This is a genomic window from Empedobacter sp. UBA7248 (assembly GCF_002472945.1).
In the GTDB taxonomy this organism is placed as follows: domain Bacteria; phylum Bacteroidota; class Bacteroidia; order Flavobacteriales; family Weeksellaceae; genus Empedobacter; species Empedobacter falsenii_C.
This window is the reverse complement of record NZ_DKSU01000008.1, coordinates 73,113-88,156: the sequence shown is the minus strand read 5'-3', so window position 1 is coordinate 88,156 and position 15,044 is coordinate 73,113. Positions and strand designations below refer to the sequence as shown.

The window sequence follows — 15,044 nt, the reverse complement described above, 5'->3', positions numbered from 1 at the left end:
ATTCGTTGAATATTTATTTTAAAAAATGGTGCTTGAATGTTAGTTTGCTGGTACTGCATTCAAATAATTTTCATAATTACTAGGAGAAAATTTCCAATCAACAGCATTATTATTGCTATCAGTACTTAAGTTCTGTATCAAAAGATATATTGTTGTGTTGTTAGCTTGAACATCTATAATTGTTGAACCTGTAATAAAATTAGGATTGTTCGCAGTTTGATTTTTAATCATATTTCCTCCAAAATTTTTAGCAACATTACCAACATAAGTAAAGTTCGTATTGGACACTGTAGTAGGAGAAGATGATAGATATAATGATAACCAATATGGGTTTAAATTTGTTGTAGCATTGACAGTTCTTAACATAATTGTTAGACCTGTGTTTATCATCCATTTACCTTTGGATAATACGATAGAAGCTTGAGAGTATTTGACAGAAGTTGTAGAGGCGTCGGAATTAATATCACCAGAAGATATATTAAAATTACCACTTGTAACATATTTAAAAATAGGTAATTCTTGCCAAGTTCCGATGCCAGTAGCATCACTTACTAATACTTTTCCTTCTCCTTGAGTTCCATCTACAATTTTTATAGAACCAGCGGTAGAACTGTTAATTTCTAATTTTGTACTTGGAGCAAGTGTTCCAATTCCAACATTTCCTGTAGAAGTTATTATAAAATCATCAGTATGTGTAGATGTTGTACCTAATACTGTATTTGTTGCAGCATCTATATGCAAAATACCTTGCGGATTTGTTATGCCGATACCTACTTGACCAAAAGTATAAAAACTAAGAAGTAATGTTATTTGAGTTAAAATATTTTTTTTCATCATAAAAATGGTTGATTAATTACTATCTAATGGTACTGCGTAAAAATAGTTTTCCCAATTATTATTAGTTACGTTCCAATTTCTTTTTGGGGCGATATCCGATTGATTATTCTCAACTAATACCTTAATTGTTGTATTTTGTTTAACCTTAATAATAGAAGATCCACTGATAAGATTTGCATTACCTACACCACTTGTCTTGTTTGCTATCATCAATCCTGCATAGCCAGTATTATTACCACCGCTACCTAAAAAATCAAAAGTAGAATTTGTCCTGCCTGTCTCAGAATCAGATAAATAAATGTGTAGCCAATAAGGGGTTGTGACATCATTCATTTTAAAAGTTCCTCCAAAATTTACCATCCATACTCCTGGAGTAAGGTTTATTGAAACAAATATATATTTTGTTCCTCCAGAATTATCAGAAGTAATTGTTGGGATATTTTGCCAATTACCTAATACAATCTGCTTTATACTTCCTTGTATATACCAAGATCCTACGCCATTAGCATCACTTAATAAAAAAGCATTTTGTTGTTGTGTACCATCCACAATTTTTATAGCTCCGTTAGTAGTGCTGTTTATTTCTAATCTTTTACTTGGTGTTAGTGTTCCTATACCCATATATCCTTGTGGTGTTATAACAATATCATCACTAATATTAGTAGAAGGTGTACCTATAATTGTATTTTTAGATGCATCTACATGTAAAACTTGTTGCGGAGAATTAGTACCAATTCCTACTTTTCCATTTTGAGAAAAAACTAATGTAGATAGACATAGTGAGATCAAATAATATAAATTATTTTTCATTTTTTTAATTTTAATGGTTAGTTAATCGGAATTGCATAAAAATAATTCTCAGGGGAAGAAGTGTCAAACTGCCATGTTGCAAGATTTTCTAATAATAAGTACAAACTGATAGGAGATGTAGAGGTTACTTCTATAATTGTTGTTCCAGTAAAAAAACCTTTTCCATTCGCTGTTCCATCACCATAGATTACACTTGCATAACCAGTAGCATTTCCTGCAGGACCTAAATTTTTCCAACCTACATAACTTTGACTTGAATTAGAACTTGAGATTTTACCATGTAACCAAAATGCATTTGCAATAGTTTTAGATGTAGATAATCTTATACCCATATTTACAATCCATTTTCCTGTAGTTAAACCAGTAAGAGAAAGATTAGTATATAGGTTACTTCCATTTGATAAATATTCGCCATTTGAATTTACGTTTTCAGGTGAAGTGACTATCTGTTGAGGTGTTCCGTTATATGTCCAAATAATTGCAGATTTAAAAGAGTTTGGCTTTATCCATTTTGCTAAACCTGAATTATCACTCATTAGATATTTTCCAACTCCTTCCGTACCATCTGTAATTTTAATAGCTCCATTAGTAGTTCCATTATTAATTTCTAATTTGGTAGTTGGTGAAGTTGTTCCTATACCAACATTTCCATTGGTTTGAGAAATAATGAAATCATTGGATTGTTGCACATTAGAAATTGTCGAAGTAGCATCTTTGGGATTATCTTTATTTCCATCAATATGTAAAGCTCCTTTAGGAAAACTTGTTTCTATTCCTACTTGACTATACGAATAAGTAAATAAGAAAATACTTAATAAAAGTATAAGTTTTTTTATCATAATTAATTTAGGTTGGTTGTTTCGAAACACGAAATATTGATTAAAATTAAATATGATTTATATGTTCTAAAAGTAAAGTTCTGTAGAATAGTGAGAAAGGTGTTAAATAAATAAATTAAGGTAGTTTGTTGATTATTAATATTTTATTTTTTAAAAAATCGGAATTTTCATTTTTTCTCTAAAAAAGAAATGAAAATTGTGATTTTGTTATGAATGATGAGATAATGTTATTTTTTATATCATTTTGAAAAAGATAATCAGAAGAGATTGTAGGTTATTTTTTAAGATAAATTATATAAAATCTATCAAACAAATTTAATTGTAGAAATATTCATTTTTTTATCTTTTTTTTGGAATCAATCTTTGTATTTTAAATAATATTTTTACTTTTACAACATAAAATCTATCGATTTTATAGATTATTATTTTGTTTGATAAATATATTTAGAATAATTTTCTTAAAATAGTATAAAAAATAGGTTTGTTATTTAAATTATTCTATTAATTATATTTATTTAGAAAAATAATATAATTTTGAAATCAGAAATGAAACAAGAAAAAATGAAAAATTTAGTATTTAATATGTCAATGTATATGTGTCGCTCTTTACAAGAGGAGGAATATGTTGTGATGTATTAATTACGAAAATAATAATTCATGAACTCCTCCAAAATTTTGAGGAGTTTTTTATTGTCAAAAAATAAGTTAGAAAGTTAGAAAGAATGTCAAGTCAAGAAAAAAATTATTTAAATCAGCTAGAAGACGAAGCAATCTACATTTTGAGAGAAACAGCTGCTCAATTTGAGCGTCCAGCATTGTTATTTTCAGGAGGAAAAGATTCGATTGTTTTGATTCATTTAGCTTTAAAAGCCTTTCGTCCAGGGAAATTTCCTTTTCCTTTGGTACATGTAGATACAGGACACAATTTTCCTGAAGCGATAAAATTTAGAGATTATTTGGTCGATAAAATCGGCGAAAAGTTGATTGTTGCCTCTGTAGAAAATGCTATAAAAAAGTATAATCTGAAAGAAACTGCTGGTCGTTTTCCTTCTCGTAATGCCTTACAAACGTATGCGTTGTTAGATGTGATCGAAGAAAATGAATTTGATGCATGTATTGGAGGAGCGCGTCGTGATGAAGAAAAAGCACGTGCAAAAGAACGTATCTTCTCGGTTCGTGATGATTTTGGTCAATGGGATCCTAAACTTCAGCGTCCAGAATTGTGGAATATTTTGAATGGAAGAATTGAAAAAGGACATAATGTACGTGTTTTTCCGATTAGCAATTGGACAGAATTAGATGTTTGGAATTACATCAAACAAAATAACATCGAATTACCAAATTTATACTTTGCTCATGAGCGCGAATGTATTGTTTACAATGATAAATTAATTGCGACTTCAGATTTTATTCAGCCTAATGCAGACGATGAAGTTGTGATAGAAAAAGTACGTTACAGAACGGTTGGTGATATGACGTGTACAGCAGCTGTACCTTCGGATTCTTCTACGATTGATGATATCATTACTGATATTATTAATACAAGAATTAGCGAAAGAGGACAAACTCGTTTGGATGATCAATTGTCAGAATCAGCGATGGAAGACCGTAAAAAACAAGGTTATTTCTAAGTCAAAATTTTTTTAAACAAAACTCTATAAATTCTATAGAAATTAAGTAAAATGAATACATTAAAATTTATAACAGCAGGAAACGTAGACGATGGTAAAAGTACTTTAATAGGGCGTTTACTTTACGATTCAAATAGTATTCACACCGATCAATTGGGTGTTTTAGAAAAACGTAAATCAAATGAAGACGACGAAATTGATTTGTCTTTGATTACAGATGGTTTACGTGCCGAACGCGAACAAGGAATTACAATAGACGTAGCGTACAAATATTTTTCGACTGCAAAACGAAAATTTATTATTGCTGATGCGCCTGGACATGAGCAATATACACGAAATATGATTACAGGTGCTTCAAATTCAGAGTTGATTATTATTCTGGTTGATGCACGAAAAGGAATCACTTCTCAAACAAAACGTCATGCAAGTATTGGTTCGTTAATGGGAATTAAAAAAGCAATAATCGCTATTAATAAAATTGATTTGGTTGATTATTCACAAGATATTTTCGAAAAGATAAAAAATGATTTTCAACAAATTCAAGATCAATTGAATTATGATGAAGTAACTTTTATTCCAGTTTCTGCTTTGGTTGGCGATAATATTGTCGAAAAATCTGCGCAAACGCCTTGGTATAATGGTGAAACATTATTGCATCAGTTGGAAACAGTTTCGATTGAAACAGATAAAAGTTTAGCAGCTCGTTTTCAGGTTCAATGGGTAATTCGTCCAAAAGATGAAGAGCATCACGATTATAGAGGTTATGCGGGACAAATTTTGAGTGGAGTCTACAAAGTTGGGGATTCTATTAAAGTTTATCCATCAAGTATCGAATCAAAAATTGTTAAAATAGAGCGTCATTTAAAAGAAGTACAACAAGCTGAAGCAGGAGAAAATGTTGTGATTCATCTCGAAAATAATATAGATATCAGTAGAGGAGATACAATCGTAAAAACTTCTGAAGAACCGCAAACGACAAACGAACCAAAGGCTTGGATTTGTTGGTTAGACAATAATGCATTGCAACAAGGAAAAACGTATGTTTTGCAACATCGTTTTCATTCGGTTCGTGCAAAAATCAAAACAATCGATCAACAATGGGATATTAATAATTGGGAATTTATTCCATCTGAAGAAATCAAGTTAAATGATATTGGACAAGTGGTTTTGAAAACAAATCAACCTTTATTTTTCGATTCTTTTAAAGAAAATATTCATACAGGAAATGCCATTTTGATTGACGAAACAACGAAAAATACAGTCGCTGCTTTGATGTTTATTGATTAAAATTCGTCAGTTCGAGTGATTTTTAGAAATGAAATGTATAAAAATTGTATCGAGAACTAAGATGAATTTTATTTTCCATAATTTTTTATCGATACAAAATTCCACTCGAATTAATGGTTTCATTGATAAAATTATCTAAAAGCACAAAGGTTTAATATATCAACTCAATCTTATCAATCAACTAATTTATTACAAACATGCAAACAACAATAGGAAAAGTAATTTTGGCTGGCGCTGGTCCTGGAGATCCAGAATTGGTGACGCTCAAAACGTTAAATTATATCAAAAAAGCAGATGTTATTTTGACAGACCGCTTAGTTTCTCCAGTGTTAATAGACGAATATGCGTCGAAAGATGCGTTGGTTATTTATGTCGGAAAACAATGTTCGAAAGGCATTCATACGCCTCAAAAAGATATCAACGATTTGATGATTGAGTTTGTAATGCAAGGAAAATTAGTGGTTCGATTGAAAGGAGGTGACGCTTCACTTTTCTCTAATATTTTAGACGAATTAAAAACCTTGAAAAAAAATCATGTTCCGTACGAAATAATTCCAGGTATTTCGGCTGCTTTTGGTGCTGCAGCTTACACGGGAATTCCATTGACAGCGCGAAATCATTCGAAAGGAGTTCGCATGTTGACGTTGTGCGATTTGAAATCTATTGAAGATAAACAATGGAAAGATTGGGCGAAAACGTCTGATACATTGGTTTTTTATATGAGTGGACAACGTTTACAAACTTTGGCCGATCAGTTAATTTTGAATGGAATTGATACCGAAAAAGGTTTAGCAGTTATTCAACAAGCGACAACTCCAGATCAGAAAACACAAGTTTTTACTTTCGAAAATATTGTAGAAAATAATTTACCAACCTTCGATTTTGTACCAACTTTAATTATCGTTGGTCATGTTGTCAATTTGCATCAATCATTCGCTTGGTTCGACGAACAGCCAACTTCCAACTCATATTTTGATAACCATAAAACAACAATTTCTTATGCTAGCTAACGAAAAATTGAACTTAGTAAAAAGTTTAGTCAAAGAATTATCACGTGACGAAATTATTTGGACAAATGGTTATTTGGCTGGATTAGTTGCGAATAAGACACAAGATCAACCGAAAGAACAAAGGGTTTTAACCTCAATCAAGCCTACAATAATCTATGGAACTGAAACAGGAAATGCGAAGAAATTAGCCAATCAATTGCTTGGAATTTTTAAGAAGAATAAAATTCAAGCCAAAGCGATTGATGCGTTTCAATATCCACTCGAAAAAATTGAAAAAGAAGAATTTTTAATTCTAATTTTTAGTACGCAAGGAGATGGAGATTTGCCTCAAAATGCACAAAAATTCTATGATAATTTGAGCAATTCTGATTTAAAATTAAATCAAACAAAGTTTGCTGTTTTTGGTTTGGGCGATACGTCTTATCCGTTTTTCTGTAAATCAGGAGAAGAAATCGATGAATTATTTGGAAAACTAGGCGCACAACGCGTTTTCGATTTGGTAAAAGTAGATTTAGATTATCAAGAAATTGCCGAAAATTGGTTTGCGGATATTTTAAAAACTATTCAATCAGAAGGAAGTTCAATGGTTGTACAACCTCAAAAATTGCAAAGTTCTTCTACGCAAAAAAAATCGTATGGAGGAATTGTAAAGCATAAAGTTATTTTGAACGATAGAGGTTCGAATAAAGAAACCTATCATATCGAAATAGCAGTTGATGAGCAAGTCGATTACGAACCAGGTGATGCTTTGGGTGTTTATCCAAAAAATAATCAAACCGAAATTTTAGAGATTGCAAAGCTTCTCAATGAAGAAAATCGCGCTCAAGAACTTGAAGAAAAAAATATTAGAGCACTTTCTAAAAAATCAATCGATCAATTTGCAACAATTTTGAATGTAGAAATTCTCGAAACTAAAATTGATTTAATTGATTTGTTGATAAAATATTATTCGTCTGAATCTACAATAAAATTTGATGATATTTTAAATCTTTTGCATCCAATTGCACCACGTTTATATTCGATTTCATCATCGAATGAAGCACATGATAATGAAATTCATTTAACGGTTAGTCTGAATACTTTTTTAGTTTCAGATCTACAAAAAACTGGATTATGTTCTCAGTTTTTAGCAGATTTTGAGCAAGGTAAATCCATAGAATTTTACATTCATAAAAATAAAAACTTCAAACTTCCAGATGAAAATCAATCGGTAATTATGATTGGTCCGGGAACAGGAATTGCGCCTTTTCGTAGTTTTTTGACACATCGTGATGCAATTGGTGCAGAAGGTAAAAACTGGTTATTTTTTGGTGAACAACATTTTGTTTCGGATTTCTATTATCAAACTGAAATTCAGGAATGGCTTTCGACAGGAGTTTTGAGCAAATTAGATACAGCTTTTTCGAGAGATCAAAAACATAAAATTTATGTACAAGATCGAGTGAAAGAACAAGGAAAAGAGCTTTACAATTGGTTAAAGGATGGTGCTTATTTGTATGTCTGCGGTCAAAAAGACGGAATGAGTACAGATGTAGAAAGTGCTTTAATCGAATTAATTGCAAAAGAATCAAATCAAGATGAGGTTTCAGCGAAAAATTTTCTAGAACAATTAGAAGAAGAAGGTCGCTACCAAAAAGATGTTTACTAATCAACCAACAATTAACAAAATGAATACTGAAAAACAATCTCCTATAGAAGGAATTAAAATAAAAAGTGATGGACTTCGCGGTACGTTAAAAGAGAGTATAGAGCTAGATAATCACACCGGAAATGTGCGTGCAGATGACGAAGCTTTGGTGAAATTTCACGGAATGTATGTGCAAGATGATCGCGATAGACGAGAAGAACGCGCAGAAAAAAAGTTAGACAAATTGTATTCATTTATGATTCGTTTACGTATTCCGGGTGGAATTATTGACGCTGATAAATGGTTGGCAATTCACGAAACTTCTGAACAATATGGAACTGGCGTTTTGAAAATTACAACGCGTCAAACCATTCAATTGCACGGGATTTTGAAACATCAATTGCGTCCAACTTTACAATCGTTTGACCAAGCAAAGTTAGATTCTATCGCGGCTTGTGGCGATGTAAACCGAAATGTAATTGCGAGTTCTCATCCGTTGGTTTCGCCAATTCACGCTCAAATTCATACATATGCAGATAAATTATCAAAACATTTGTTGCCTAAAACACAAGCTTATTATGAGATTTTTGTGGATAATGAAAAGATTTACGAACGCGAAACAGAGAAAGATGATTTGTACGAAGATCGCTATTTACCTCGAAAATTTAAAATTGCAATTGCTATTCCGCCAACTAATGATGTAGATGTTTTTGCAAATGATTTGGGACTGATTGCGATTATCGAAAATAATGAATTGAAAGGTTTCAATATCGCTGTTGGTGGAGGTTTGTCTACAACTCACGGAAATCCAAACACATATTCGCGTTTAGCAACCGAAATTGGTTTTGTTGATTCTGAAGAAAAAGTGTTGAAAGTTGCTTATGAAGTGTTGACTATTCAGCGTGATTTTGGGAATCGTGGCGATCGAAAATTAGCGAGACTAAAGTATACAGTTGATAAATTAACGGTAGATGGTTTCAAGTCTGAATTAGAAAAACGTGTTGGTTTTAAATTAGAGCCTTCTCAGCCATATCAATTTACGGAGCGTTCTGATATTTATGATTGGCGACAAGTGAATAATGGAACGTGGTATTACACTTTATTTGTGGAGAATGGAGTTGTACAGCCTAATCAGAAAGCATTTTTACATGAATTGGCTTTATTAAATATCAATAATTTCATTTTTACAGCGAATCAAAATTTATTGTTAGGTGAAATTTCTACTGAAAATAAAGCTAAAGTTGAACAGCTTCTAGAAAAATATTCTATCCACAAAGATATTAGTGAGCTTCGAAAAAATTCGATGGCGTGCGTGGCTTTACCAACTTGTCCATTGGCTTTGGCGGAAGCACAGCGTTATTTACCAGAATTAGTGACTAAAATAGAGCCTTTGCTAGAAAAACATCAACTTCAAAATGATGATATTTCTATTCGTATGACGGGCTGTCCAAATGGTTGCGGTCGTTCGTATGTTTCGGAGATTGGTTTTGTAGGGACTTCTACTGGACATTATAATTTGATGTTGGGAGGCGATCGATATGGTGTTCGTTTGAACAAAATTTACAAAGAAAAAGTAAATGAAACTGAGATTTTGAATGAGCTAGACCAAGTTTTCGAAAGTTATACAAAAGAAAAAATAGACAATGAAACATTCGGAGATTTTACTTATCGAAAATATTTTTCGGTTAATTAAAAAACTGATGATTTTCGGATGTTTTTGTTTTGTATCGAAAAGTTTTGCTCAGAAAAATGTAACTCATCAAAATTTGTTGTGGTATGGTTACTATAATACGTTGGTGATAAACGAAAAATATTCGGTTTTGAGTGAAATTCAAGAACGTCATTTTATAGATCCAAGTGCTCAACATCAATTGATTTTTAGATCAAATTTGCAACGAAAACTTGATGAAAATTGGAATGTTTCTGGTGGATTAACTTATTTTTTACAAAGTCCAAATGATCCAAATTCCGAAAGTGATTTGGTTGTTCCAGAGATTAGACCTGATATTGGTTTTGGTTATCAACAAAAGTTAAAAAAAATTACAATTAATCATCGTTATAAGGCTGAAGCAAGATTTTTTCATGATACAGAAAATGACGAATTGACAGGTGGTTTTCGTTTTTCTAATCTTCGATTTCGTTATCAATTAGGCGTCGATATTCCTTTGGTTAAAGATCATAAAACCAATAAAAATAAATTGGTTGCGAAAATAAAAGATGAAATAATGGTTAATGTTGGACGAAAAATCGTGAAAAATACATTCGATCAAAATAGAATTTATGGTGCGTTGAATTATTCCTTTCATCCATCATTTTCCATAGAATTAGGATATATGAATTGGTATCAACAACGGAGTAGTGGGGTTGATTTTTATAACCGAAATATTTTCCGTTTATCGCTGTTTCATCAAATTTCGCTAAAACAAAATAAGAACAATGAAAAATAATTTATTCCCGATATTTTTAAAAACAGAACATTTGCGCTTCCTGATTGTTGGAGGAGGAAATGTAGGATTAGAAAAGGTTTCGACGCTAATCAAACAAAATCCTTCGATCAATTTGAAAGTTGTAGCAAAGGAATTTAAACAAGAATTGAAAGATGTTTTTTCGCAATATCCATCAATTAAATACGAAACTCATACGTTCGAATCGAGTGATTTGGAAGATATAGATTTAGTGATTGTCGCAACCGATAATAAAGAAACTTCGAGAGAAGTGAAGCAAAAAGCAAATGCAAAAGGAATTTTGGTTAATGCAGCTGATCAGCCAGATTTGTGCGATTTTTATTTAGGTTCGATTGTGAATAAAGGTCATCTTAAAATTGCGATTTCTACAAATGGACAATCTCCTGTTATAGCAAAACGTTTGAGAGAATATTTTTCTGATGTTATTCCAGATTCAATTGATGAAAACATTGAAAGTTTAAATAAAATTAGAAATAATCACAAAGGAGATTTTAATCAAAAATTAACAGATTTGAATCATTTAACTTCTTCATTTGAAGGGAAAAAATCGACAAAAAAATACAAACGTTTAGTGACCGAAATTACCTTAATTTTCTTTGCTTTATTCTTAGGATATGCTTTGTCATCAATCGTAAGTTTTTCGGAAGCGAAAGATTTTGTGATTCACATTCCGAATGTTTTTTACATTATGTTGGCGGTTGGTTTTTTCGCTCAAATGGTCGACGGAGCCGTTGGTTTAGGATATGGTGTAACGTGTTCCACAAGCATGATGTTGTTTGGTGTTAATCTGCCTTCAATAAGTGGTAGTATTCATACTGCCGAAATGTTTTCGAGCGGAATTAGTGGTTTTTCACATTATAGATTTGGAAATGTAAACAAAAAATTATTATTGGCATTGGCTATTCCAGGCGTTATTGGAGCAGTTTCGGGATCATTATTATTGGTTTATTTGGGAAACAAATACGAAACCATTACTTACGGAATTTTAGCTTCGTATACCTTAATCATCGGAATTCGATTAATTATTTTAGCATTCAGAAAAAAAATCGAACGAAAAAAAGTGAAACGAGTTGGATTTTTAGGATTTGCTGGAGGTTTTTTAGACGCCTTTGGTGGAGGTGGTTGGGGACCTGTCGTGACATCAACTTTATTAGCAAAAGGAAAAAAATCAAACTTAGTAGTAGGAACAGTTAGTTTAGCCGAGTTTTTTGTGACACTTTCTGCATCGTTGACTTTTTTTGCAGCTTTGGGCGTAAGTCATGGTTTTATCATTGCAGGTTTAATAATTGGAGGAGCTTTAGCAGCGCCAATTGCAGCGAAATTAGCAGGCAAAATACCTCAGAAAGTAGCTATTTTGGCTGTAGCTTTTTTAGTTATTACATTTAGTATTCGTATTCTATTTAAAATTTTCTAAATTTTATATATCATTTCTAACAATCAAAACACTCTTCATCTCGCATGTTGAGTGTTTTTTTATTGTTCATTTTTTAAGACATATTAGTTAAAATATATTTTGTGACAGGTTTCAATGTTTTGCCATTTTCGGGATGTAAACCGTAATTTGTATAAAATTCTACTTCACCATTTTTCTTTGTATACCAAACTTTATCAAGTGCATTTTCAAAATTTAAAGTATCAGGTTTTGTGATTTTCTTCAATTGAAAAATAGTTTCGTTATATGGAACAGCATTCATTTGTGGAGAAGTTTCTTCGCATTCGATTTCTTCATAATGATTTTCTTTCCAAATCATACAAGACGAATTTTGATTGATTGAATTAAGAAATAATCCTCCGCCAGCCAAAATAGTTGCAATGCCACTTCCAGCAATTATTTTATTTCGTTGAAGTTTTATTTTCTCAAAGAAACTATCCTTTTTTGATGGAAGATTAATTATTGATTCTTCTTCAGGAATATTATTATCTATTATTGGTTCTACGGATACGATTTCTTCTACATTAACTTCTTTTTCATCACTTTTTATCAGCTGATTTTTTTGATTAAAATCTCCAAAATTTTTATAACCGATATAATGAGCAAGAATGTTTAATATCTCAATAGAGATATTCTTATTATTAATTTCATTTTTCTCGAATGCTTCATAATATCTCGAAATCGTTTTTGTGCTAATCGGGAAATTATAATCATCAATAAAAATTGTATTTAGATAAGTTGATAAAGCATTTTTACTTGAACTCCCACATTCATTTTTTGCTTTCTCAAAAACTTTTTCGAATAGATCTTTTTTCGTAGACATTTCACTTTTAATTCTTTTACAAAGTAGACAAATTTTGGACAAAATAAATTACGGTTTCCCGTAAAACGGACTGTCCAATAATTGTCCAAAACTTGTCTATTGTTTGTCTAACAGCGACTTTGTGTTCTGTATTTACTTTGCAATAGAAATCAAAACAAAAACAAAAAACTTGATTTCTGAAAACGTAGTCTCGAAAATAGTTGAGGTGATTTGAAGGGAAGCATTTTTCCTGAATTGTTCTCAAGGCTACAAAAAACTTCCCACTAAAGAAGCGCTTCTTTTTTTCTCGTATACACTACTCGCAATCTGTTTTGTGAGGAAGAGCACCTATATCAAAAAATTAAAAATTTAAGCTATGTTACAATTATTATTCGCTTTATTGGGATTCTTTTTTCCAAATCAAAATGCAAACACAATTTCACAAGATCAACATCCAGTTGTACAAACTTCATCAGATAGTATAGATGGTGATACAAATGGTGAAACAGGAAGTACACCTCCAAAAAAATAAACTAAATGCGGATAGAGAAATCTATCCGTTTTTTATTTAGCTTTATTGAGTAAATACAATGATTTGAGAAAAATTTTATTTTTTGGTATTATACTTCTAATAACTTCATGTCAACAATCTAATAACAAAGAGATTGAACGTGATAATTTAGATAATAAAGCTTACGATACAGCTTGGGATTTTTATGAAAAAGAGGTGTATGATAGTGCTTATGTTTATTTTAATAAAGCATATTCAGAGTTTATTAAGAATATGAATAAGAATCAAGCAGCGAAATGTTTGATTAACATGGGATATATAAGTTATTATAAAGGAGATTGGTTTGGTAGTCAAGAATTGAATATAGAGGGAATAAAATTATTAAATCCTCAAATAAAAAGTGAAAAAGAAACGTTGTCAAGTGCATATAATAGTTTAGGACAGAGTACTCACGAATTAGGAATTTATAAAGAAGCTATAAATTATTATAAAAAAGCAATAGATTTTTCTACAGAAAAAGATGTTTATATTATCAATCAAAATAATATTGCAAATAGTTATCGTTATGATAAGCAGTATGATGAAGCGATAAAGATTTACCAGGAATTACTAAAAGATAAGAATACAATTGAAAATCCAAAAGAATATGCGCGAATTACTGATAATTTAGGATACACGAAATGGTTAAAAGACAATAAATCAAATGTTATAAATGAATTAAATAAAGCGTTAAATATTAGATTAAAGGAAAATGATTTGTGGGGACAAAATGCAAGTTATGCGCATTTAACAGATTATTTTTCAAATTTAGATCATAAAAAAGCATTAGACTACGCTTACAAAAGAAAAGAAATTGCTTTCGAAAATAAGAGTGTGGGCGATAAATTAGAAGTTTATCAGCAACTAATTTTATTAGAAAATCCTACAAATGCAAAACAATATTTTGAAGCTTATCAAAAGCTAAACGATAGTATTCAGTTAGAACGTAACAGAGCGAAAAATCAATTTGCGTTGGTGCGTTATGATTCGGAGAAAAATCGTGCAGATTTTTTGAAAGCCGAAGCAGAAAACGAAAAAAAGAAAAATGATATTTTAAAACTTTATATTCTAATCGGTTTATTGATCGTCCTGTTTGTTTTTGGATATTTTTTGTACAGAAAAAGAAAGCAAAAATTAGAGCAAGAGAAAGTTTTGTTGCAACAAGAAAAGGTTTTGGAAGTCAAGAAAACGGAACTGAAATATTCGAAGAAAGTACACGATAAAGTGGCGAACGGAATTTATCATGTGATGTCTGATATTGAGAATAAATCAGAATTTAATCGTGATGAAATCTTAGATAAATTGGAAGTTGTTTATGAAATTTCGCGCGATATTTCTTATGACAAAATCGATGAAAATCAACAAGAAAATTTTGCCGAAAAATTAGCACAATTGATAAGTTCTTATGATTCGGAACAAGTCAAAATATTTTTGATTGGAAATGAAAAAGAACTTTGGAAAAAAGTAAAAGATTATGCTAAAACAGAGGTTTTTTTGGTGATGCAAGAATTGTTGACGAATATGAAAAAACATAGCGAAGCTTCACGAGTTATATTAAATTTTAAAGAAGAAAATCAGCAAATTATCATCAATTATTCGGATGACGGAATTGGAATTTCGGATTTAAAACCTAAAAATGGTTTGCAAAATACGGTTTCACGTATTTCTAATCTAAACGGAGATGTTATTTTTGAAACTGAAAATGTGAATGGTCTAAAAATTAAGATCATATTTCCAATTCAATTAACCTAAAT

The 15,044-nt window shown here is 31.0% G+C and carries 13 protein-coding genes; 9 read left to right on the top strand and 4 right to left on the bottom strand.

Annotation, left to right across the window (positions count from 1 at the left end; genetic code table 11):
* Positions 1-39: 39 nt before the first annotated feature.
* The 3 genes from B4A23_RS07425 to B4A23_RS07415 are packed head-to-tail and all read right to left on the bottom strand — an operon-like array spanning position 40 to position 2,486.
* The gene (locus tag B4A23_RS07425) at positions 40-837 is read right to left on the bottom strand and encodes a hypothetical protein (protein ID WP_291118551.1); all 798 of its coding nucleotides are present in this window, start codon (positions 835-837) and stop codon (positions 40-42) included.
* A gap of 12 nt (positions 838-849) precedes the next feature.
* On the bottom strand, positions 850-1,647 hold the full coding sequence (locus B4A23_RS07420; protein ID WP_291118548.1) for a hypothetical protein: 798 nt from the start codon (positions 1,645-1,647) through the stop codon (positions 850-852).
* Between the two features lie 17 nt (positions 1,648-1,664).
* The gene (locus B4A23_RS07415; RefSeq protein ID WP_291118545.1) at positions 1,665-2,486 is read right to left on the bottom strand and encodes a hypothetical protein; all 822 of its coding nucleotides are present in this window, start codon (positions 2,484-2,486) and stop codon (positions 1,665-1,667) included.
* Between the two features lie 722 nt (positions 2,487-3,208).
* Between B4A23_RS07415 and cysD the strand changes: the two genes are divergently transcribed.
* From cysD to B4A23_RS07380, 7 genes are all read left to right on the top strand, one after another.
* The gene (gene cysD, locus B4A23_RS07410; protein WP_291118542.1) at positions 3,209-4,117 is read left to right on the top strand and encodes a sulfate adenylyltransferase subunit CysD; all 909 of its coding nucleotides are present in this window, start codon (positions 3,209-3,211) and stop codon (positions 4,115-4,117) included.
* A 51-nt stretch (positions 4,118-4,168) separates the two neighbouring features.
* Positions 4,169-5,404 (top strand): sulfate adenylyltransferase subunit 1, encoded by a 1,236-nt coding sequence (locus tag B4A23_RS07405; RefSeq protein WP_291118540.1) that lies wholly within the window; start codon positions 4,169-4,171, stop codon positions 5,402-5,404.
* Positions 5,405-5,601: 197 nt separating this feature from the next.
* Positions 5,602-6,414 carry a uroporphyrinogen-III C-methyltransferase gene (gene cobA / locus B4A23_RS07400; RefSeq protein ID WP_291118537.1) on the top strand — a complete coding sequence of 271 codons (813 nt, stop codon included), beginning with the start codon at positions 5,602-5,604 and terminating at the stop codon, positions 6,412-6,414.
* Positions 6,404-8,062 (top strand): diflavin oxidoreductase, encoded by a 1,659-nt coding sequence (locus B4A23_RS07395; protein ID WP_291118534.1) that lies wholly within the window; start codon positions 6,404-6,406, stop codon positions 8,060-8,062. The genes cobA and B4A23_RS07395 overlap by 11 nt, the downstream gene beginning before the upstream one ends.
* Before the next feature lie 19 nt (positions 8,063-8,081).
* Positions 8,082-9,734 carry an NADPH-dependent assimilatory sulfite reductase hemoprotein subunit gene (locus B4A23_RS07390; protein ID WP_291119478.1) on the top strand — a complete coding sequence of 551 codons (1,653 nt, stop codon included), beginning with the start codon at positions 8,082-8,084 and terminating at the stop codon, positions 9,732-9,734.
* A gap of 7 nt (positions 9,735-9,741) precedes the next feature.
* On the top strand, positions 9,742-10,488 hold the full coding sequence (locus B4A23_RS07385; protein WP_291118532.1) for a DUF2490 domain-containing protein: 747 nt from the start codon (positions 9,742-9,744) through the stop codon (positions 10,486-10,488).
* A complete protein-coding gene (locus tag B4A23_RS07380; protein ID WP_291118531.1) occupies positions 10,478-11,920 on the top strand; it encodes a TSUP family transporter in 1,443 nt (480 codons plus the stop codon). Before B4A23_RS07385 ends, B4A23_RS07380 begins: the two co-directional genes overlap by 11 nt.
* A gap of 73 nt (positions 11,921-11,993) precedes the next feature.
* Here B4A23_RS07380 and B4A23_RS07375 read toward each other — a convergent pair whose 3' ends face one another.
* Positions 11,994-12,761: a hypothetical protein gene (locus B4A23_RS07375; RefSeq protein ID WP_291118529.1), complete on the bottom strand. Its 768-nt coding sequence runs from the start codon at positions 12,759-12,761 to the stop codon at positions 11,994-11,996.
* Between the two features lie 355 nt (positions 12,762-13,116).
* Between B4A23_RS07375 and B4A23_RS07370 the strand changes: the two genes are divergently transcribed.
* Positions 13,117-13,272, top strand: a complete 156-nt coding sequence (locus B4A23_RS07370; protein ID WP_180904844.1) for a hypothetical protein — start codon at positions 13,117-13,119, stop codon at positions 13,270-13,272.
* Positions 13,273-13,335: 63 nt separating this feature from the next.
* On the top strand, positions 13,336-15,042 hold the full coding sequence (locus B4A23_RS07365) for a tetratricopeptide repeat-containing sensor histidine kinase (protein ID WP_291118526.1): 1,707 nt from the start codon (positions 13,336-13,338) through the stop codon (positions 15,040-15,042).
* Positions 15,043-15,044: the final 2 nt, after the last annotated feature.

Coding starts and splice junctions, on each gene's coding strand:
- cysD (WP_291118542.1), top strand. CDS start 3,209: ATGTCAAGTCAAGAAAAAAATTATTTAAATCAGCTAGAAGACGAAGCA.
- B4A23_RS07380 (WP_291118531.1), top strand. CDS start 10,478: ATGAAAAATAATTTATTCCCGATATTTTTAAAAACAGAACATTTGCGC.
- B4A23_RS07390 (WP_291119478.1), top strand. CDS start 8,082: ATGAATACTGAAAAACAATCTCCTATAGAAGGAATTAAAATAAAAAGT.
- B4A23_RS07420 (WP_291118548.1), bottom strand. CDS start 1,647: ATGAAAAATAATTTATATTATTTGATCTCACTATGTCTATCTACATTA.
- B4A23_RS07370 (WP_180904844.1), top strand. CDS start 13,117: ATGTTACAATTATTATTCGCTTTATTGGGATTCTTTTTTCCAAATCAA.
- B4A23_RS07415 (WP_291118545.1), bottom strand. CDS start 2,486: ATGATAAAAAAACTTATACTTTTATTAAGTATTTTCTTATTTACTTAT.
- B4A23_RS07375 (WP_291118529.1), bottom strand. CDS start 12,761: ATGTCTACGAAAAAAGATCTATTCGAAAAAGTTTTTGAGAAAGCAAAA.
- B4A23_RS07395 (WP_291118534.1), top strand. CDS start 6,404: ATGCTAGCTAACGAAAAATTGAACTTAGTAAAAAGTTTAGTCAAAGAA.
- cobA (WP_291118537.1), top strand. CDS start 5,602: ATGCAAACAACAATAGGAAAAGTAATTTTGGCTGGCGCTGGTCCTGGA.
- B4A23_RS07425 (WP_291118551.1), bottom strand. CDS start 837: ATGATGAAAAAAAATATTTTAACTCAAATAACATTACTTCTTAGTTTT.
- B4A23_RS07385 (WP_291118532.1), top strand. CDS start 9,742: ATGATTTTCGGATGTTTTTGTTTTGTATCGAAAAGTTTTGCTCAGAAA.
- B4A23_RS07405 (WP_291118540.1), top strand. CDS start 4,169: ATGAATACATTAAAATTTATAACAGCAGGAAACGTAGACGATGGTAAA.